The organism is Flavobacterium chilense, from assembly GCF_001602525.1.
GTDB classification, from domain to species: Bacteria; Bacteroidota; Bacteroidia; order Flavobacteriales; family Flavobacteriaceae; genus Flavobacterium; species Flavobacterium chilense.
In genome coordinates, this window is the sequence record NZ_LSYT01000006.1 from 330,808 (window position 1) to 349,940 (window position 19,133).

A 19,133-nucleotide genomic window follows, 5' to 3' on the forward strand; every position below is an offset into this window, starting at 1 on the left:
TTGACTTAAATTTCAGTAAAAATAGAATTTTAAATTAAATTAAGAAGAATTAAATTACTTTTTTATCCAGGGCTTTTACTGTAAAATTATCCTCTAAATTTATTCCTGACAATAATGTCTTTAATTCGGGTTTTTAAATCTTCTCCTGTATCATAAACCATTTGTTCGTTGTTCGGAAACGGAACAGCGCGTTTATTAAAGTAGTTGGCATAACTGTCTTCGCAGGCATTTCTGTCTCCTTTATAAGTGGAGTAAATATTCTCAAAAATAAACTCGCTTGTTACCGGAAACGATTGTAATAACTGATTGGTTCTTACATCGACATAATCTACTTTTGCTGTAACCTGACAAGATTTAAATTGTCTGAATTCGTATATATTAGCACGTAGTGTTCTGTAATTATCAACTTTGATCTCTTTTCCTAAACTATCCTTAACGGGTCTTCCGCGGCTGTCTAATAATGTTTTTACACCATCTTTAACCTGTCTTTCCTTAATGAATTCTTTCTCTTTAATTTGTTCCGGCGAAATATTTATTTGTCTAAAATTGATTACCAGACTATAATCGTACGTTACATTTTTTTGTCTTGCACTATGATAAACCGTCCATTTATCATTTAAACCATAAGTTTTAAAATCCAGTAAATCATCCTGAAGCATTTTCGGAATCACCATATTGGTTTCGTTTGTTGCATAAACATCTACAAAATCAGTCCCTTTAAACTGTGCATCATCCATCAGTTTTTTGGTGTTTTTATATCCCGGATTGATACTTTCTAAATAGAAAAAGTCATCATAAGCCTTTCTAAAATCCATTTTATTATTAGATTTCAAAAGTGCCGAAGCATTTTCATATAAATATTTCGAAAGCGCATTTTTACTGCTCACGATTTGATCAGAGTAATTATCAAACAAAAAAGTGGCGTTTTTTCCCTGTTTCAATAAAGGCAACGGCAATAAAGGTCTTATTTTCTCCTGACGATTATTAAGTTGTAAATACGTATTGTAAATACGCTCAGCATTTGCCGGATTTGCCTCTTTCGACATCATTTCAAGATTACGCATATCCCTGTCTTTTGCCTTTGCAAAGGCTTCTTCAAGCAAATACACATAATCCTGTTTTCCTTTTGAGTCTTTTTTGGTTCGCAATGCTTCAACCGCACGATTTATGGCGCCGTCGTAATCACCATCGCTTAAAAGCGATTGAGTGGTTTTTACGCCACATGAAGAAAGTGCTAAAAATAATATTGAAAACAGTATAGTAATTTTTTTCATCCTAAAATGTCCATTGATTTTGAAGGTGTAAATATATTTCTTTTAATTTTCAACAACTATGCCTTTTTTTAATTTATTTTATGAAGCAGAAAAAACGGTTTTCATAACAACCTTCAGTCCCGCTTTCGCCTTTATCTCTCCATTTCATTACGAGGATACCGGCTCTATCGGGGCTAGGCCAGGCGATTATTATTCAGTAGCAGAAATATAATTATTATTCTCTTTCGGCAATTGCCAAACTCCCGTTTACACTTAAAATAATCACATTTTTGCTTTTAGGGTTCACTATAATATTGGCTTCATCTTCGTATAAAAACGAAATCCAGTATTTACAAATTAAACTCCATGTGGTTTCTATCCCTGAAGATTTGTTCCAGAAAAAGAAAACAATGTCTTCCGCTTTCCAGTTTGTCAAAGGTTTTACATTTTCTTCGAATGCTTCAATGGTATTATTGTTCCAGTCTTCTTGCCAATTGTATTCTTTTTTAATCTCATTTTTTATTTTCCAGTCTTTGAGATCATTTACAAGCATCAGGTGATGTTTGGTTTCAGAAACATATTCCGTCCAAAGTTGAGCACAATAGTAATCTGTTAAAGCTTTTATTTGAGGTTTATCAGCAACAGCCAGGACAGGATAACAATATTCTTTTCAAAATAATAGAATTTTTCCAGAGCTTCGTATTTATTTATACTCTTTTCCATTAAAAATTAGTTTTGAAGTTTCTTTTTTAATGGTTTCTTTAGAAACACAATCATCCTTTACAGGAGTGTTTACAGTTTTGACAATTTTAGTTTTGACTATAATATTATTAAAGTTATGGGTTTGAACCTTGTCCATATCAAAAGCCGAATTACTTTCTTGAAATTCTCCTGCACAATTGGTATCCCATTCTCCGCTGTAATTCGAAACGGTGTAGTTTTTAAGAACCTGTTTCAAAGAATTTTTATCTGTAATGTACAAGGATAAATTAGTTTCGCCAAAAGGATTGGGCTTACTGCTGCCATTATAATCGACCCTGATTCCAAAAGCTCTGGTCGTTTTATTAAGAATGTATAATCCGGTATCAATCGAAATGCCGCTTAACACAAAAGCATCAGATGTCCATGCGCCTGGTTCAACAGATTTACAAATTATTTTTCCTGTTGTATTGTTGATTACGACGATATAAGCATCTAATACAAAATAAGAATGTCCTTCATTATCCTGTTCATTGACCTGATATTTAGGAATCACCAAAACACTTTTATCTTTATCATATGGTAATACTTTTTGGGTAAAAAGTTCCATATTTACTTGGCTTTCTTTTAGCTTGAGCTGGCTTAAAACAGTGTTGAGCTGGTCATCATTTTGTGAAAACGAAATTTGAAAACACAATACTAAAGCAAAGAGATATTTTTTCATCGTTTTACATCTTCTATATTGATTAAATTGAATTTTTTGATTGCCGGATTAAATTCATAGTTCAAAGTATTTCCTTTAAAACAGCTTTTCGATTCTTCGAGTAAAGAATTTATAATGTGTAATTTTTTTGTGCCAATAAATTCGTATTCAAAACCAATGTAATTGTCTTTAAATGATTCTAGGCATTTCTCATCAGTTTCATCAATTATTAAAGTCGTTAAAAAGTGGTCAAAAACGTCTTTAAATGGTATATATGTTAACTGTCCGTTTAAGTACTCGAATGCCATAAACTGATTTCCATCACCAACGATATCATCAGTAAGTACAATATAATTATTGGGTTTTATTTTGTAGATCGACAAAATCCAGCTTCCGTCAACAACTCCAATCCTAATTGTGTTTGGTTGTATAAGTGCAATATTAGAAAAATGATCCCTTGACGGGAGTGTATAGTTGTTTTTTTGTATTTTCCGGACATATTCAATTCTGTCTGCTTTTTGCCATTCCCAGCTTGCCATTGAACTGTCTGGCAAAATGGTAAGAATGTCTAATAGGTTTTTATGCTCGAGATAATTAATTCTTAAAGTGTCCGGTTTTTCAATATCATCATTTTCTGTTTCAGCCTTTAAGGTATCTTGCAAGTTTTTATTAATGATATTAGGATCCGGTTTTTCTTCATTCTTTTTACAGGAAAATATAAGCAGAAAGGAAAGGGATAGTAGTAATTGTTTCATCTTTAGAGAATCATTAATTATTGTAAAAAGCTGTATTATGCTAATTGTCCCAATTTCCCATTGCGTTTTCGTTCCAAAGTTTTTGGGCAAAATCTTTGAAAACCTGAGGTGCTTTTTTAAAATTTTCATCAAATTTATACTCGCCTCCCATAAACTGTTTTTTGCCATTGTCATCAGTTCCAACCTGCACTTTATTTTCACCACGCATGGCAAATTTCTGATTTCCTTCATACATGATGATTTTTACATTTGACGGGTCAACACCACCTTGACAAGCAGTTTTGTACATTAACCAGGTTTCGGCAACTCCATTATGGTTTAAATCAGTGATCTGAAAAGTGTTTTTAATAAATGAAACGTCAAGATCAACTGGACAATCTGCAATAAAATCATAAACTTTCCAGATTTGTTTTGTCTCGTTTCCTGAAACTATATAATGATAGGCAAATAATTCGGCATCAGCACTATTGTCAAATTCATGTTTGAATTTTTTATTGATATGATATCCGGTTTCTGTTGTAATAACAATATTATCGCCTAAATTATCTTTCCAGCGAACAGCATTTTTTATAAAACCTTCGTATTTTATTGAACCTGGAAATTGTGTTGAATCTATCTTTTGAATCTTTAAAACAAAAGGTTTTTCATTGATTGCAGCCTCTTTTAGAGTAACGGTATTTTCTTCTTTTTTATCTTTTTTACAGCCCAAAAAGAAAACGATAGTAAGTAGTAGAATTGCAATGTTTTTCATGGTAAGTTATTTTGGCTTTAAAATGATGTGTTTTATGCTGCTAATAGTTTCCTGATCAGTACAATTTGTCCTAAGTGATAATAACTATGCTCAATCATCGCGTCAATATTTCTTCTGTAAGTTCCATATTTTTCATCAACAAAGACCTGATCTAATTTTTCTTCGGGCATTTGCTCAATAAAAAAGGTAAACTCTTCGGCGGAAGCCCAGAATTTAGTTAAAAAAGTATTCCATTCTTCCTGCGAATGAATAGGAGGAAAGTCGAAACTAAATTTGTCTTTTATATCGAGTGTACCGCCTTTAAAAACACTATTTATTCCGTTGATATAGTAATGAATGTGCTGTGCTAAAACCGAAATAGTATTTAAGTTTTTTACGGGAGTTGTGGCAATTTTCCAGTCTAAATTTTCCAGCTGATGTTTGTAATTGGTATTGGCAATCCAGGTTCCGTTTAAAATAGTTTCTTTAAAACGATTTGCAATTTCAAGAGTACTTTTCATAATCTAAATAGTTTTAAATTAAATTTGATAAATCTGTTTCTGCTCAATTCATTCCTGTTTTCTTCAGGTAAATGATTATTTTTTACATTAGAAAACTAAAGTATCAGGTGACTTTATTTAATTTCAGCCTTATAATAAGAATACAAGTTTTTGTTCTCAACTTCTTTATAACCCTTTATAAAGAAAACCTGATCGGTTTTCCAGATGATTTTTTCAATTTTAAAATTGTCTGATTCATAACTGGCAGCTTCAGTTAAATATTTTTTTGGATTTGTTTTATCGTTGATTTTCAAAACTCCAATTTGACAATTTTGACTTTCATAAACTGGGTTGTAATAATAAACAAAATATTTATTGTTTACGGACGGAATTGGCAGCATGACATTTCCGCCAACAAAAGGTAGAATATTGTATTGATAATCATTCGTATAATCTAATAAAAATAATTTTCCAAAGCCTAAATATTCTGAAGTTGAGCTATCTGCAATTGCAAACAACTTTAAATTTGTATAATAGCCTAATAACTCAGAAGCACTCCTATTTTCTTTGATCGCATAATTTTTATATTTTCTAAATTTATATTTTTTATGTTCAGTTTGAATAAAGAAAAAATCACCACTTTGCTCGGGTTCAATATTTTCTAAGTATTTTGTTGTTTTAAGTTGGTTAAACTCTGTTTCAGAAATAGAGTCAACAACTAATTTTGGAAGCTTTTCATATGTATAATAATAACCAATTGTTATTTCTTTGCTTGTATCCAAAACAGTTTCTCTTGATACAGAATCCTTATTTTTGATGTTAGAGTTCGTCTTGTTTTCTTTATTACAGGAAATTAAAATAAGAAATGCAAAAGGTAGAAAGATCCGCTTCATTGAAATTGATTTTAAAATGTATTTAGTTCAAAGAAAAATATTAATTAAGAAGTTTTTAAATTGCTTCTATGCAAATCTATTCCTGTTTTCTTCAGATAAATGATTATTTTTTACATTAGAAAACCAAAGTGTCCGGTGACTTTATTTAATTTCAGCCTTATAATAAGAATACAAGTTTTTGTTCTCAACTTCTTTATAACCCTTTATAAAGAAAACCTGATCAGTTTTCCAGATGATTTTTTCAATTTTAAAATTGTCTGATTTATAACTGGCAGCTTCAGTTAAATATTTTTTTGGATTTGTTTTATCATTGATTTTTAAAACTCCTATTTCACAATTTTGGCTTTCATAAACTGAGTTGTAATAATAAACAAGATATTTATTGTTTACTGATGGAATTGGCAATTCAACACTTCCGTCACCAAAAGAAGCAATATTATATTGATAATCATTAGTTGCATCTAATAAAAATAGTCCTCCAAAGCCCAGACTTTCTGAGGTAGAATTTTCTGTAACTGCAAACAATTTTAAGTTGGTATAATAACCCAATAACTCATAACCACTCCAGCTTTCTTCGCCACCATAATCTTTGTATTTTTTAAACTTGTGTTTTTTACGCTCAGTCTGGATATAGAAAAAATTGCCACTTTGTTCGGGATTAATTTTCTCTAGGTATTTTGTTGTTTTAAGTTGGTTAAACTCTGACTCAGAAATGGAGTCAACAATTAATTTTGGAAGCTTTTCATATTCTTCATAATCACCAAGACTTACTTTATTGGCTGTATCAGAAACAGTTTTTTTTACTAGCGAATCTTCAGTTTTTATTGCTGTTTCAGGTTTTATGTTAGAGTTCGTCTTATTTTCTTTATTACAGGATATTAAAATAAGAAAAACAAAAGGTAAAAAGATCTGCTTCATTGAAATTGATTTTAAAATGTATTTAATTAAAAGACTATTAATTAAGAAGTTTTTAAATTGCTTCTATGCAAATCTATTCCTGCTGAACCCATTCGTATTTTCCGTTTTTCAGGTAAATAATCCCGCCTCCGCAGCTTTCTTCGGCATGAATAAAGATTCCGTCATTTGGCAGTTTTATTTTGTCTTCTTCTTTTATCTCTTCATCGCCCATAATTTCACCATCATCATTTACATTGTTCCAGACAATTTCTCCTTTTGGTGCTTTTTCAAAAATTCCGGCCCAGTCAATTTCGTCAAAACCTTGTTGTAAAACAGTATTTCCCATTCCGAAATAATCTGTTTTTGCTCCGTTTCCAAAAATGATTCTTAAACCACTTTTGTTATTTTTTGTGCTTCGTACAATTTCAACGGTTTCATTTTTCCCGTCACCATCTAAATCGCAGATAATTTTGTTTGTTTTGTGTTTGGTTGAAATTACGATAGTGTCACTTTCTTTAATTTTGGTCTCTTGTTTTGGAGTAACTTCAACAGAATCTTTTGTGGTAACTTGTGGTGTTTCTGTTTTGATTTCTTTTTTGCAGGAAACTGCGATTACAGACAGTAAGATTAAAACTCTAATTTTCATATTTAATTATTTTGGCATTGAAATATTTAGAATGCGAATGTAAAAAAATACGTACAGAAATATAGATTTTTTTAATCTGTAAAAATGGGCTGTATTATGCGGAGTAGCATTTTAACTTGTTTTTCTAATCTTTACCTGATATGCAATCTCCCAAAATATAATCGAAAGTACAGCATTGGTAAATATGGCTGTTTTAACTAAATAAGGATCATAATCTGAAAGTAAACGTAAATTAGAAAACTGTACTGCTAAGAATAATGCTGAGGCAGCAATGACTATAGATAAAATGATGTTTAGTAATGGTTTCCATTTTAATCCTAAAAAGGAATAAATGAGATTTAAAACAGCAAAACCAACGCCTAAGGTGATATACGGATCAGTTTTTAAAATTTGACCCAAAGAGAGAATAAATGAAGTAGAAGTAAGGTATAAGAAGAATAATATTGAATAAAACAGAATTCGTGTTTGTGGTTTCATTGTTGCTTTTTTTGTAAAATTATTGAAATAGGAGCATTCAGAATAATTCAGGCATTAGTATTTACTTTTCTGAAGCTTTTTCAAAAGCAAAAGTATGCTTAAAAGGTGAATGCTAAATGAAGTTTTCCAATTTTATATCTGTCGCAAATACGTTTTTTAAAATTCTTCTTTTTATTCAAATTCAGGAAATTGAGTATTCGATCCAGTTTCTGTTTTATTCCGGCCAGTATAAAACATTGAATTTGTGCCCATCAGGATCAGAAAAACCAAAGAAATATCCTTTTCCATAATCCTGAGGTTCTGCAAAAATACTTCCGCCCGCTTTTTTAACAACAATTAACCATTGGTCTACCTCATCTTTGCTTTCGGCAGAAAGCGAAAATATAATTTCATTTCCAAGTTTTAAGTCTGTTGCTTCACCATTTACAGCCCATTTAAATCGCTCTTTTACAAAAAAATGGATGATAAAATTGGCATCTCCAAAAAGAAAACTTCTAAGCTCTTTGTTGGTATTGTGTCCGTTTGGTGTAAATCCTAAATCGCTGTAGAATTTGGTTGTTCGGTCTAAGTTTTCTACAGCTAAATTGGCCCATATTTTTTTCGTTTTCATAAGGTTCATTTTAAAAAATTAGAATTTAATTGTAGCCGTTAAAAAAATAGCATACCAGTAAATTTATGAATTTTATAAGTTATGAATAAGAAAAGAATTGTGTTTTTTGATTTTGTAAAGTGTTAAATAGCTTTTACTTAGAGTCAAAACAATAAAAAAGTTTTTCAAATAAGGGTTTGTTTTTATGGTAAAAGTGCTTCTATTTTAGTTTCTGATTTTTCCTTAATAGTGCTGTCCGGACGAAAACTCCAAATAATCAGAAACTTTCCTTTTGCAAGATATTCTTCGGGATGTTCATCAGTTGGCTGACCGTCTTTTCCCCATAACAATCCTTGCAGAAAACGATCACCTTTGAACGTGTGCTCAAACTCAAAATATAGTATAGAACCGCGATCTGTTTTACTTTTAAAACTCTGAATGGCTTTACTTTTTACAGTTCCCACAATATTACTGTAGGTTTCTATATCATTATAAAAAGTGCAGGCCTGAGGCGTAATACAAATATTACCGTCGCTTAAAATATAAGTTTTAGGAATTTCTTTGGGTTTTAGTTTTAAATCGGCTAGGGCTTGACTGAATAAATTTGTTGTGAATAGTAGGAATAGTGTTGATAGGGTAATTGTGAATTTCATTTGTTTTGGGTTTGATTTGGAATGATAAAAATAGGATTTTATTTCTCAAATGTTCTATAATTCTTTTGCCAATACCTTTCTATAAAACTCCATTTGTCTTCATTTTTAGGAATATTTTTGAGATAAGGAAGCTTTTGAATTAATTTCATAGCTTTTGGGCTAATTATTTTATAAACAGATATTGATTGGGGATTTTTTTCAACCTCAAAATCACAACCGTGCCCTAATATGTAACCGTAATTTATTAGCTTAAAGTTTTCAATTTTACTTAAATGACTTTCCCAGTTTAGGTCAGAGCAACCCGCTTTATTATATGAATAATAAAATGGAACTCCTTTAATTTTTTGGATATCAAGCTCACAGTCCTGAATAAGAATGAATTTTTGAAGTTCTTTATTATATAAGTAATTATCACATTGATTTGGAATGTTACTAACAAAATAAATACGAATATCATCATATCCATCTTCGTTAATATCTAAATATTCGATATCAAAATAGTAATCGGCAGGCTTTATGATTGTATCACCATTAATAGAGGTAAGACAATAAAAAGATTTATTTCTTGATTTTTGAATGTAATAATGCTTATTAATGGCTAAAGTATCGGTTAGAAAAATATCCGAATTTAATTGCCGATTTTCTTTTTTAATTTCAGAATTCTCTTTTTTGTTACTAAAATCAGTTTTGTTATTTGAATTGAAATTACAAGCAGTAGATAAAACAAATAATGCGAAAAGCAACAACTTCTTCATAGAAATATTGTGGTTAGTAGATTAGCATTTACAAAAAAAGCACAAATTAAAGAGATATTTGTGCTTTCATAAATTTTATATGTAAAGGAATTATTTTCCTTTTAGTAATTTTTCTAAATATTCTACTTTGTCTTTTTCAGCCTGAACCAAGCGTTCGTAAAGTTCTACAACTTTATCAAGTGGATTGAAATTACAAGAATTATTAGTTATGAAACTTCCCGTAACAGATTCATGAAAAGTATTAAAATAGTTAAATACATTTTCTTCTGAAAAATTTTCAATCGCTTCTACAGTAACGCCAAGTGCTTCGGCGATTTTTTCAAGCTTTTCTTTGTCAACTATTTCGCTTGTTTCAATACTGGAAATAGTTTGCTGGCTTAATCCAATTGCATACGCAAGGGCTTCCTGCTTCATACCTTTAAGTTCTCTGATTCGGCTGATGTTTCTGCCGATATGTTTTAGTTTTGATGTCGTGCTCATATTTCAAAGGTATTTAATTTTTTCATTATTTAAATGAAAATAAAATATGTTTTTTCTGATAGAATTGATTTTCGCTTTTCAAAGCTTTTATCTCTTTCGTTTACGTTTTTCGTTAATTGAAACCTGATTAGATGGAGTTAATTCCTTTAAACATTCCTGATAAATTTCTTCTCGCCATTTCTTGAAAAGATCAATTAAAAGAAAAAATAATTCTTCGGTTGGATTTTCTGACTGCATTTTTTTGAGCAAAGTTCCTATTGTAATATTATGTGATTTTCCGTAATGATTAATAACATAATTCTGCCGGGTTTCATCTTCTAAGAACATATCAGCATAATAATGTTTTAATACGACATGGTCGAGATTTAAGATCTCTAAAATTACAGTTTTAATTTCAGAGGGCATTTCGCATTCAAACTGTTTTTCGAATTTGTCTTGATTTTTTGTGTAAAAACTTATCTCAGCTTTGCATTCAAAAATGATATCAATATAAATTCCTAATCTTAATAATCTTTCGGACCATCCATCAAAATGATCGTATGAAAGAATATAATCTTCATGTAATTTGAAATTTCCTGTTGTAGAGTCTATTCTACGAATGTTAAGTACTTCAAAGTTCATTTAAGAGGTTTTGCAAAAGAATAAGGAAAGGTATTAAATAAATTTTAATTCGAGATTTTGTAGAGTTATTTGCGAAGATTTACTTCGTCTGTTCGCTATCGCTCGAGTCTCCTTTGTCGAAATGATAAACTGTGTCGATAAACTCTACGAAAACAAGCATTGTGGTTACTTTGAGCGGGCTTCGACTTCGCTCAGCCTGACAATCGGTTTCAAGAAAATCTATGAAGTCTAAAGTCTAAGAAGTCTAAAAGATCTAAAAAAAAAAATCCCGCTTCAATTAAGAAACAGGATTAAAGTGATATTCTCTTTTTTTCTATTGTTAAACCGTAGCAGCAACTTCTTGCGGTAACGGAATTTGGTTTTTAAGTAAATCTTCGAATGTTTCGTGTGCACGAATCAAGATTCCTTTTCCGTCTTTCCATAGGACTTCGGCTGGTTTGTATCTTGAATTGTAGTTGGATGACATAGAGAAACAATATGCTCCTGCGTTTCTGAAGGCTAAAATATCGCCTTCGGTAATTTCAGAGATTCTGCGGTTGTTGGCAAAAGTATCGGTTTCGCAAATGTATCCTACAACAGAGTAAAAACGCTCTTTTCCTTTTGGATTTGAGATGTTTTCGATATAATGTTGTGAACCGTAAAACATTGGACGGATTAAGTGGTTGAAACCACTGTCGATTCCGGCGAAAACTGTTGATGTTGTTTGTTTTACTACGTTTACTTTTGCTAAGAAGAAACCTGCTTCGCTCACAAGGAATTTTCCTGGTTCGAAAATCAAAGTTAAATCTCTGCCGTATTCTGAACAGAATGAATTGAATCTTTTAGATAATTTTTTACCTAATTCTTCGATGTCGGTTTCGATATCGTCTTTTTTGTAAGGCACTTTGAATCCGCTTCCGAAATCCAAGAATTGTAAATCTTTGAAATGTTTAGCAGTATCGAATAAGATTTCAGCTGCATACAAGAATACTTCGATATCTAAGATATCAGATCCTGTGTGCATGTGAATCCCTACAATGCTCATTTTTGTGTTCTCTACAATTCGTAAGATATGCGGAATCTGGTGAACAGAAATTCCGAATTTACTATCGATATGTCCAACAGAAATATTAGCATTTCCGCCCGCCATTACGTGTGGATTAATACGAATACATACCGGAATATGTGGATGTTTTGTTCCGAATTGCTCCAGAATAGATAAGTTATCAATATTGATTTGTACACCCATTGCGGCTACTTCTTCGATTTCTTCCAGAGAAACGCCGTTTGGTGTAAAGAAAATTTTGTCAGGGTCATAGCCAGCATGAAGTCCTAACTGAACTTCCTGAATTGATACAGTATCTAAACCAGACCCCATGTTCTTTAATAACTGTAGAATCGCAACGTTTGACAATGCCTTCATGGCGTAATTAACTCTTAAGTTTTCTACCTTAGAGAAAGCTTTAGTTAATCTGTTGTACTGAGATTGGATTTTTTCAGCATCGTAAACATACAATGGACTTCCAAATTGGTCTGCTAACTGCAGTAAATCTTTTGCTTGCATTTTTAAATCATTTTGAGCAAAGTTATTACACTTTTGAGTAACTGCAAATTAATTGTAGAAAAATAACAAATTGTAACAAATTGTTTGTTTTTAAACAAAAACTTGCTTGTTTTCGAATTTTGTAACGTTGTAGGAGGTTCAAAGAGGCAGAGGTGCAAAGATACAAAGGTTTTTTGCCACGAATTCACGAATTTAACTTATTCTTAAATGCTATTGAAATTGTTTTTTGCCACAGATTGCACAGATTAAATGGATTTCTTTTTTATTCTAATTTTTAAAAGAAGCCGAATGTTTGAATTTAGCCCCGATAGAAGCGATATCCTCTTAGTGGAACGGAGAGATGAGAGATGTAGCCGAAAGCGGGAACTATGTTTGTTAAAATGCTAATTGTGATGCTTCAAAATATTCTTTTGCCACGAATAACACGAATTCCCACAAATTTTTATTTTCGCAAAATGCTAAAACATAGCCCGTGGTTTCAACCACGGGAAACGTTACGGATTTGAACGTAATCATATATTGCGTTCCCGTGGTTGAAACCACGGGCTATATTGAAATAGAAACCAGCCAGAAAAAAAAGAAATTAGAGTAATTCGTGAATTGCTTTACCTGTTCACTGTCGTTCGAGTTGTGGAAAAAAAAATATCGCAAAAAAACAAAACCCCTGAATATAAATTCAAGGGTTTATTAGTAGTTATGTTGTTTATCGGAATAAAGATTAAATAAAATGCTAAGAAAAAAAACTTAGAACCTTAGCATCTTAGTTTCTCAGAACCTTAAAATTAAAGACTCGGTAAATCTCCATTTCCTTTAGTAGGCAGGTTGGTAGAGCCCATTAAGAACAAATCTACCTCTCTTGCTGCTTCGCGACCTTCTGAAATAGCCCACACGATTAATGATTGTCCTCTTCGCATATCACCTGCAGTGAAAATGTGAGGAACATTTGTTTGATAATTAGTTGCTTTGTAATTGCTTCTAAAATCAGTTTCGATTCCTAATTGCTCGCTTAGTGTTTTCTCCGGACCTGTAAATCCTAAAGCCAATAAAGCTAAATCGCAAGGCCAGATTTTTTCTGATCCTTCTTTTTCGATTAATTCAGGACGCTGACCAGGAGTCATTTTCCATTGTACTTCAACTGTTTTTAATCCGGTTAATTCACCTTTATCATTAGAAATGAATTCTTTCGTATTGATTAACCAGTTTCTGTTACAGCCTTCTTCGTGAGAAGATGATGTTTTAAGCTGCAACGGCCAGAAAGGCCAAGGAGTTGTTTCACTTCTTCCAACTGGAGGTTTTGGTAAAATCTCAAAGTTAGTTACTGATTTTGCTCCGTGTCTGTTTGAAGTTCCAATACAGTCAGAACCTGTATCTCCACCACCAATAACGATAACGTCTTTACCAGTTGCTTTTACCTGATCCGGAATTGATTCTCCAAATAAAACTTTAGTTTGCTGTGTTAAGAAATCCATTGCCTGAACAACGCCTTTGCTTTCGATTCCTTTAGTTGGCAAGCTTCTTCTTTCAGTTGCTCCTCCGCATAAAACGATAGAATCGAATTGGTTTAATTCTTCTACACTAAAGTTAACTCCAACATTTACATTAGTTTTAAAAGTGATTCCTTCTGCTTCAAGGATAACAACTCGTCTGTCGATAATTTGTTTTTCTAATTTGAAATTAGGGATTCCGTAACGTAATAAACCTCCAATTGCGTTGTCTCTTTCAAAAACAGTAACCGTGTGTCCGGCTCTGTTTAATTGCTGAGCAGCTGCAAGACCTGCAGGTCCTGAACCAATAACGGCAACTGTTTTACCAGTTCTTGTTTTTGGTGCCTGTGGTTTAATCCATCCTTCGGCGAAACCTCTTTCTACAATGTTTTTTTCGATGTTTTCGATAGATACAGGATCTTTGATGATTCCTAATACACATGCTTTTTCGCATGGAGCAGGGCATAAGCGTCCTGTAAATTCCGGAAAGTTATTAGTAGATTGTAAAATCTCTAATGCACTCTGCCATTCTTCCTGATGTACCATGTCGTTGAAGTCCGGAATTAAATTCCCTAACGGACAACCACTGTGGCAAAAAGGAATACCACAATCCATACATCTTGAACCTTGTTCTTTTATTTTATCTTTTGCTAACGGAATAGTAAATTCGTTGTAGTTCGAAACACGTTCTGCTACTGCTACATTACTTTCGTCGGCTCTGTTATATTCTTTAAATCCGCCTATTTTACCCATGACTTTTTAATTAGATTTAGTTGTGAGATGTGAGAGGTAAGAAGCGAGTTGAAAACTCAAAACTTAGTACCTCAGAAACTTAGTACCTCAGAACCTTTTTTAATTAGCTATTAATTCTTCTATTTGTTTTTCTTCTGCAATTCGTTGTAATGCTTTTTTGTAATCAGTTGGCATTACTTTTACGAAGTGCTGTTGTTGGTTTTCCCAGTCTGCTAAAATTCTTTTTGCTAATGGACTGCTGGTATACAATGAATGATTTTTGATCAATCGTCTTAGTTTTGTAATGTCCTCTTCTTCCAACGGATCAAATGCAACCATTTCCATGTTACAAACTGTTGAGTCGAATTTTTTATTTGGATCGTAAACATAAGCTACACCACCGCTCATACCAGCCGCGAAGTTTCTTCCTGTTTTTCCTAAAACTACTACTGTACCACCGGTCATGTATTCGCATCCGTGATCTCCAATTCCTTCAACAACTGCTGTTGCTCCAGAATTTCTAACACAGAAACGCTCACCGGCCATTCCATTAATATAAGCCTCTCCGGTAATAGCTCCGTAAAGGGCAACGTTCCCGATAATGATATTGTCTTCAGGTTTGAAGGTTGCAGTAGGAGGTACTTTTACAATTAGTTTTCCTCCAGACAGCCCTTTTCCTAAATAATCATTACAGTTTCCGTGAATTTTAAATGACAATCCGTTTGTTGCAAAAGCACCAAAACTTTGTCCGGCAGAACCTTCAAAATCAACTAAAATAGTGTCATCAGGTAATCCTTGTGCGCCGTAGATTTTTGAGATTTCATTACTCAAAATCGCACCTACAGAACGGTCTGTATTTTTAATTTTAAAGGTTACTCTTGTTTTTTCTTTTCTGTAAATAGACGGAATCGCTTCTTTGATGATGTCAAAATCCAATACGTTTTCAAGTTGGTGATCTTGTGTAGTTGTATTGTGATTTGGCTCTGTTTTCGCTTTTTCCGGTTTGTATAGAATTGGTGATAAGTCTAAACCATTTGCTTTGTAATGTTTGATGGCTTTGTTCACATTTAATTTTTGTGACTGACCCACCATTTCTTTTAAGGTTCTGAAACCTAACTGCGCCATGATTTCTCTTAACTCCTCAGCAATAAAATACATGAAGTTGATTACGTGCTCCGGAGTTCCTTTGAAATTTTTTCTCAATTCAGGATCCTGAGTTGCAATACCAACAGGACAAGTATTTAAGTGACAAGCTCTCATCATGATACATCCGGAAGCTACAAGCGGAGCCGTTGCAAAACCAAATTCTTCAGCTCCTAATAAAGCAGCGATGGCAACGTCACGACCTGTTTTTAACTGTCCGTCACACTCTAAAACTACACGGCTTCTTAAATCGTTTAAGATCAAAGTTTGCTGCGCTTCAGCTAAACCAAGTTCCCACGGAATACCTGTGTGTTGTAAAGAAGTTAATGGTGCAGCTCCTGTTCCTCCGTCGTAACCAGAAATTAGGATCACGTCAGCTTTTGCTTTGGCAACACCGGCAGCGATGGTTCCAACTCCAACTTCAGAAACTAATTTTACGTTAACACGTGCTTCACGGTTTGCATTTTTCAAATCGTAAATCAACTGAGATAAATCTTCAATTGAGTAAATATCGTGGTGAGGAGGAGGCGAAATCAAACCTACATAAGGAGTAGAGTTTCTGGTTTCGGCAATCCAAGGCACCACTTTTTCTCCAGGTAATTGTCCACCTTCACCAGGTTTTGCTCCCTGAGCCATTTTAATCTGGATTTCTTTAGCGTTTGTCAAATAGTTGATCGAAACACCAAAACGTCCTGAGGCTACTTGTTTAATTGCACTGTTTCTGGAATCTCCGTTGATTTCTTTCTGGAAACGTCTTGGATCTTCTCCACCTTCTCCAGAATTACTTTTTCCGCCAATTCTGTTCATGGCAATCGCTAGGTTCTCGTGCGCTTCCTGACTGATAGAACCGTAAGACATAGCTCCGGTTTTGAATTTCTTTACAATTTCTGTCCAAGGTTCTACTTCATCAATAGAAATAGGGTCAAGATTGTTGAATTCAAATAAACCTCTAATGGTCATTAAGTTTGAGCTTTGCTCATTAACGGCATTTGAGTATTCTTTATAACTTTCAGGGCTGTTTAAACGAACTGCCTGTTGTAATTTAGAAATAGTGGTTGGGTTAAACATGTGTTTTTCACCGCCACGTCTCCATCTGTAAATACCTCCAATTTCAAGAGAAAGCAAACTTGCTACTTTTGAATTTGGGAAAGCTTTTTGGAAACGTTTTTTAACCTCTTTTTCAACTTCCATTAAACCAATTCCTTCGATTCTCGATGGTGTGTAAGGGAAATATTTAGAGGTAAATGTTTTGTTTAAACCTAAAATCTCGAAAATCTGGGCAGCTCTGTAAGAATGTAATGTAGAGATACCAATTTTGTTCATGATTTTAACGATACCTTTTGCAATCGCTTTGTTGTAATTTACAACGGCATAATCTGCTTTTACTCCGGTAATGAAACCTTGCGCTACCTGATCGTGAATGATTTCATTTACCATGTATGGATTGATAGCACTTGCACCGTATCCAAACAATAAAGCAAAATGATGCGGTTCACGTGGTTCAGCCGATTCGATTATGATTCCGAATTTAGAACGAACCTGTAAAATATTCAAAGAATGGTGAATATAAGAACAAGCCAATAACATTGGGATTGGAGCTAATTGTTCGCTAACCCCTCTGTCTGATAAGATGATAATATTGCATCCCTCAGAAACAGCTTTGTAAGTTGCCTGAACGCATTTTTCAAGCGCACGCTCTAAACCGTTAACTCCTTTTTCTATTTTATATAAAGTAGAAATTGTAGCTGATTTGAAATCGGCGTGATCAATGTTTCTGATTTTATCCAAATCCTCATTAGAAATAACCGGATTTTGGATTTTTAATTTTTTACATTGCTTAGATTCAATTTCAAAAATATTGAAATCGCCTCCAATAGCTAAACTGATATCAGTAATAATTTCTTCACGAATACCATCCAAAGGCGGGTTGGTAACCTGAGCAAACAATTGTTTGAAATAGTTGTACAATAACTGAGGCTGATCTGATAACACTGCCAATGGTGTATCGTTACCCATAGAACTAATGGCTTCAGCTCCCTGACCTCCCATTGGGTTGATGATTGTTTTTAAATCTTCAATCGTATAACCAAATAACTTTTGTCTGGTTACGAAATCTAATTTTTCAACCGGAGTAGGGTTATTAGTGTATGGAACTTTCGCTAATGGTAATAAGTTTTCGTCAATCCATTGCTGGTAAGGACGTTTTGTAACGATTGCTTTTTTAACTTCTTCGTCTTCAATAATACGACCTTCGTTCATATCAACCAGAAACATTTTTCCTGGCTCTAAACGACCGTGCTGAATTACATCTTCCGGATCGATATCTAATACACCAATCTCAGATGACATGATTACGAATCCGCTTTTCGTTAAAGTATAACGAGAAGGACGCAATCCGTTTCTGTCCAGTAAAGCTCCAATTACGTTACCATCTGTAAACGGAATAGAAGCCGGACCGTCCCAAGGCTCCATGATACAAGCGTTGAATTCGTAGAAGGCTCTTTTTTCAGGAGACATGGTCTGGTGTTTTTCCCAGGCTTCAGGAACAACCATCATCATTGCTTCCGGTAATGAACGACCTGTCATTAATAAAAGTTCTACTACCATATCCATAGAAGCAGAATCTGATTTTCCTTCTAAGATAATTGGGAATAGTTTTTTGATATCATCGCCAAAAACTTTGCTTTGCATAAGTTCTTCACGAGCACGCATACGGCTTACGTTTCCACGAAGTGTGTTGATCTCACCATTATGACACATGTATCTAAACGGTTGAGCTAAATCCCATGACGGGAATGTATTGGTAGAGAAACGCTGGTGCACTAACGCCAGACGAGTCACTAAATCGGGATCTTTTAAATCAATATAATAGCGGCTGATGTCTTCCGGCATCAACAGACCTTTATATATTATAGTAGTAGTCGATAAACTAGTAAAATAAAACATATGACTTTCTGAGGTTTTAGATCCTCTTACGGCATGTTCTGCAATTTTTCTAGCTGCAAAAAGTTTTGCATTAAATTCTTGTTCAGTTAAATCCTGACCGTTTTTGCTAACAAAAACCTGTTTAACTGTTGGTTCTTTTTCTGCGGCAATTTGCCCTAAATTTTCCACTTCAACAGGCACATCTCTCCAACCCAGGATCTTTAAATTTTGATCTTTAATGGTTGCTTCAAATGCATTCATACAAAAAGATACCTGGTTTTTGCTTTTTGGTAAAAAAACCATTCCTACTGCATACTCACGCGTTTCAGGGATTTCAAAGTCACATACTTTCTTAAAGAAATCATGAGGGATGTCAAACAAAATCCCTGCTCCGTCTCCAGTTCTTCCATCAGAACTAACGGCACCACGATGTTCCAATTTAATTAAGATGTCTAATGCTTTGTGAATAATATCATTTGACTTAATACCATTCAAATTACAAATAAATCCTGCACCACAATTGTCGTGTTCAAATTCAGGCAAATAAAGCCCTTGTTCTTTAACTTTCATTCTTGATATTTTTTCTACAAAAATAAAGATTTCGTTAAACATAATGTAGCGAAATTATATATTCGCTTTCATTTTTGTAGTAATA

At 33.3% G+C, this 19,133-nt stretch carries 17 protein-coding genes and 1 pseudogene; all 18 read right to left on the bottom strand.

What is annotated here, in order from left to right; genetic code table 11:
* Positions 1-86: 86 nt before the first annotated feature.
* Complete coding sequence (locus tag A4F88_RS15340; RefSeq protein WP_068843521.1) at positions 87-1,274, bottom strand: COG3014 family protein; 1,188 nt, start codon at positions 1,272-1,274, stop codon at positions 87-89.
* A gap of 214 nt (positions 1,275-1,488) precedes the next feature.
* Positions 1,489-1,902, bottom strand: a complete 414-nt coding sequence (locus tag A4F88_RS15345) for a DUF2947 family protein (RefSeq protein WP_082815783.1) — start codon at positions 1,900-1,902, stop codon at positions 1,489-1,491.
* A 54-nt stretch (positions 1,903-1,956) separates the two neighbouring features.
* Positions 1,957-2,676 carry a PA3715 family protein gene (locus tag A4F88_RS15350; protein WP_068843523.1) on the bottom strand — a complete coding sequence of 240 codons (720 nt, stop codon included), beginning with the start codon at positions 2,674-2,676 and terminating at the stop codon, positions 1,957-1,959.
* Positions 2,673-3,410, bottom strand: coding sequence for a hypothetical protein (locus A4F88_RS15355; RefSeq protein ID WP_068843524.1), 738 nt, complete (start codon positions 3,408-3,410; stop codon positions 2,673-2,675). The genes A4F88_RS15350 and A4F88_RS15355 overlap by 4 nt, the downstream gene beginning before the upstream one ends.
* Positions 3,411-3,450: 40 nt before the next feature.
* On the bottom strand, positions 3,451-4,161 hold the full coding sequence (locus A4F88_RS15360; RefSeq protein WP_068843525.1) for a M949_RS01915 family surface polysaccharide biosynthesis protein: 711 nt from the start codon (positions 4,159-4,161) through the stop codon (positions 3,451-3,453).
* A gap of 32 nt (positions 4,162-4,193) precedes the next feature.
* Positions 4,194-4,661 (bottom strand): DUF1572 domain-containing protein, encoded by a 468-nt coding sequence (locus A4F88_RS15365; protein ID WP_068843526.1) that lies wholly within the window; start codon positions 4,659-4,661, stop codon positions 4,194-4,196.
* A gap of 113 nt (positions 4,662-4,774) precedes the next feature.
* Positions 4,775-5,533, bottom strand: coding sequence for a hypothetical protein (locus tag A4F88_RS15370; RefSeq protein ID WP_068843527.1), 759 nt, complete (start codon positions 5,531-5,533; stop codon positions 4,775-4,777).
* A gap of 141 nt (positions 5,534-5,674) precedes the next feature.
* Positions 5,675-6,451: a hypothetical protein gene (locus A4F88_RS15375; protein ID WP_068843528.1), complete on the bottom strand. Its 777-nt coding sequence runs from the start codon at positions 6,449-6,451 to the stop codon at positions 5,675-5,677.
* Between the two features lie 73 nt (positions 6,452-6,524).
* Positions 6,525-7,076 (bottom strand): hypothetical protein, encoded by a 552-nt coding sequence (locus tag A4F88_RS15380; RefSeq protein ID WP_068843529.1) that lies wholly within the window; start codon positions 7,074-7,076, stop codon positions 6,525-6,527.
* Between the two features lie 111 nt (positions 7,077-7,187).
* On the bottom strand, positions 7,188-7,553 hold the full coding sequence (locus A4F88_RS15385) for a hypothetical protein (RefSeq protein ID WP_068843530.1): 366 nt from the start codon (positions 7,551-7,553) through the stop codon (positions 7,188-7,190).
* A 214-nt stretch (positions 7,554-7,767) separates the two neighbouring features.
* Entirely contained in the window at positions 7,768-8,163 is a 396-nt protein-coding gene (locus A4F88_RS15390; protein WP_068843697.1) for a VOC family protein, read from the bottom strand.
* Between the two features lie 182 nt (positions 8,164-8,345).
* Positions 8,346-8,795 (bottom strand): hypothetical protein, encoded by a 450-nt coding sequence (locus tag A4F88_RS15395; RefSeq protein WP_068843531.1) that lies wholly within the window; start codon positions 8,793-8,795, stop codon positions 8,346-8,348.
* Positions 8,796-8,833: 38 nt separating this feature from the next.
* The gene (locus A4F88_RS15400) at positions 8,834-9,550 is read right to left on the bottom strand and encodes a hypothetical protein (RefSeq protein ID WP_068843532.1); all 717 of its coding nucleotides are present in this window, start codon (positions 9,548-9,550) and stop codon (positions 8,834-8,836) included.
* Between the two features lie 90 nt (positions 9,551-9,640).
* On the bottom strand, positions 9,641-10,030 hold the full coding sequence (locus tag A4F88_RS15405; protein ID WP_068843533.1) for a helix-turn-helix domain-containing protein: 390 nt from the start codon (positions 10,028-10,030) through the stop codon (positions 9,641-9,643).
* 87 nt (positions 10,031-10,117) lie between these two features.
* The gene (locus A4F88_RS15410; RefSeq protein ID WP_068843534.1) at positions 10,118-10,651 is read right to left on the bottom strand and encodes a hypothetical protein; all 534 of its coding nucleotides are present in this window, start codon (positions 10,649-10,651) and stop codon (positions 10,118-10,120) included.
* 319 nt (positions 10,652-10,970) lie between these two features.
* Positions 10,971-12,197, bottom strand: a pseudogene (lysA, locus tag A4F88_RS15415) (diaminopimelate decarboxylase); the annotation flags it as partial.
* A gap of 779 nt (positions 12,198-12,976) precedes the next feature.
* A complete protein-coding gene (locus tag A4F88_RS15420) occupies positions 12,977-14,431 on the bottom strand; it encodes a glutamate synthase subunit beta (RefSeq protein WP_068843536.1) in 1,455 nt (484 codons plus the stop codon).
* Positions 14,432-14,530: 99 nt separating this feature from the next.
* Positions 14,531-19,048 (bottom strand): glutamate synthase large subunit, encoded by a 4,518-nt coding sequence (gltB, locus tag A4F88_RS15425; RefSeq protein WP_068843537.1) that lies wholly within the window; start codon positions 19,046-19,048, stop codon positions 14,531-14,533.
* Between the last annotated feature and the right edge of the window lie 85 nt (positions 19,049-19,133).

Coding starts and splice junctions, on each gene's coding strand:
- A4F88_RS15350 (WP_068843523.1), bottom strand. CDS start 2,676: ATGAAAAAATATCTCTTTGCTTTAGTATTGTGTTTTCAAATTTCGTTT.
- gltB (WP_068843537.1), bottom strand. CDS start 19,048: ATGAAAGTTAAAGAACAAGGGCTTTATTTGCCTGAATTTGAACACGAC.
- A4F88_RS15380 (WP_068843529.1), bottom strand. CDS start 7,076: ATGAAAATTAGAGTTTTAATCTTACTGTCTGTAATCGCAGTTTCCTGC.
- A4F88_RS15395 (WP_068843531.1), bottom strand. CDS start 8,795: ATGAAATTCACAATTACCCTATCAACACTATTCCTACTATTCACAACA.
- A4F88_RS15360 (WP_068843525.1), bottom strand. CDS start 4,161: ATGAAAAACATTGCAATTCTACTACTTACTATCGTTTTCTTTTTGGGC.
- A4F88_RS15400 (WP_068843532.1), bottom strand. CDS start 9,550: ATGAAGAAGTTGTTGCTTTTCGCATTATTTGTTTTATCTACTGCTTGT.
- A4F88_RS15410 (WP_068843534.1), bottom strand. CDS start 10,651: ATGAACTTTGAAGTACTTAACATTCGTAGAATAGACTCTACAACAGGA.
- A4F88_RS15420 (WP_068843536.1), bottom strand. CDS start 14,431: ATGGGTAAAATAGGCGGATTTAAAGAATATAACAGAGCCGACGAAAGT.
- A4F88_RS15375 (WP_068843528.1), bottom strand. CDS start 6,451: ATGAAGCAGATCTTTTTACCTTTTGTTTTTCTTATTTTAATATCCTGT.
- A4F88_RS15355 (WP_068843524.1), bottom strand. CDS start 3,410: ATGAAACAATTACTACTATCCCTTTCCTTTCTGCTTATATTTTCCTGT.
- A4F88_RS15365 (WP_068843526.1), bottom strand. CDS start 4,661: ATGAAAAGTACTCTTGAAATTGCAAATCGTTTTAAAGAAACTATTTTA.
- A4F88_RS15385 (WP_068843530.1), bottom strand. CDS start 7,553: ATGAAACCACAAACACGAATTCTGTTTTATTCAATATTATTCTTCTTA.
- A4F88_RS15405 (WP_068843533.1), bottom strand. CDS start 10,030: ATGAGCACGACATCAAAACTAAAACATATCGGCAGAAACATCAGCCGA.
- A4F88_RS15390 (WP_068843697.1), bottom strand. CDS start 8,163: ATGAAAACGAAAAAAATATGGGCCAATTTAGCTGTAGAAAACTTAGAC.
- A4F88_RS15340 (WP_068843521.1), bottom strand. CDS start 1,274: ATGAAAAAAATTACTATACTGTTTTCAATATTATTTTTAGCACTTTCT.
- A4F88_RS15370 (WP_068843527.1), bottom strand. CDS start 5,533: ATGAAGCGGATCTTTCTACCTTTTGCATTTCTTATTTTAATTTCCTGT.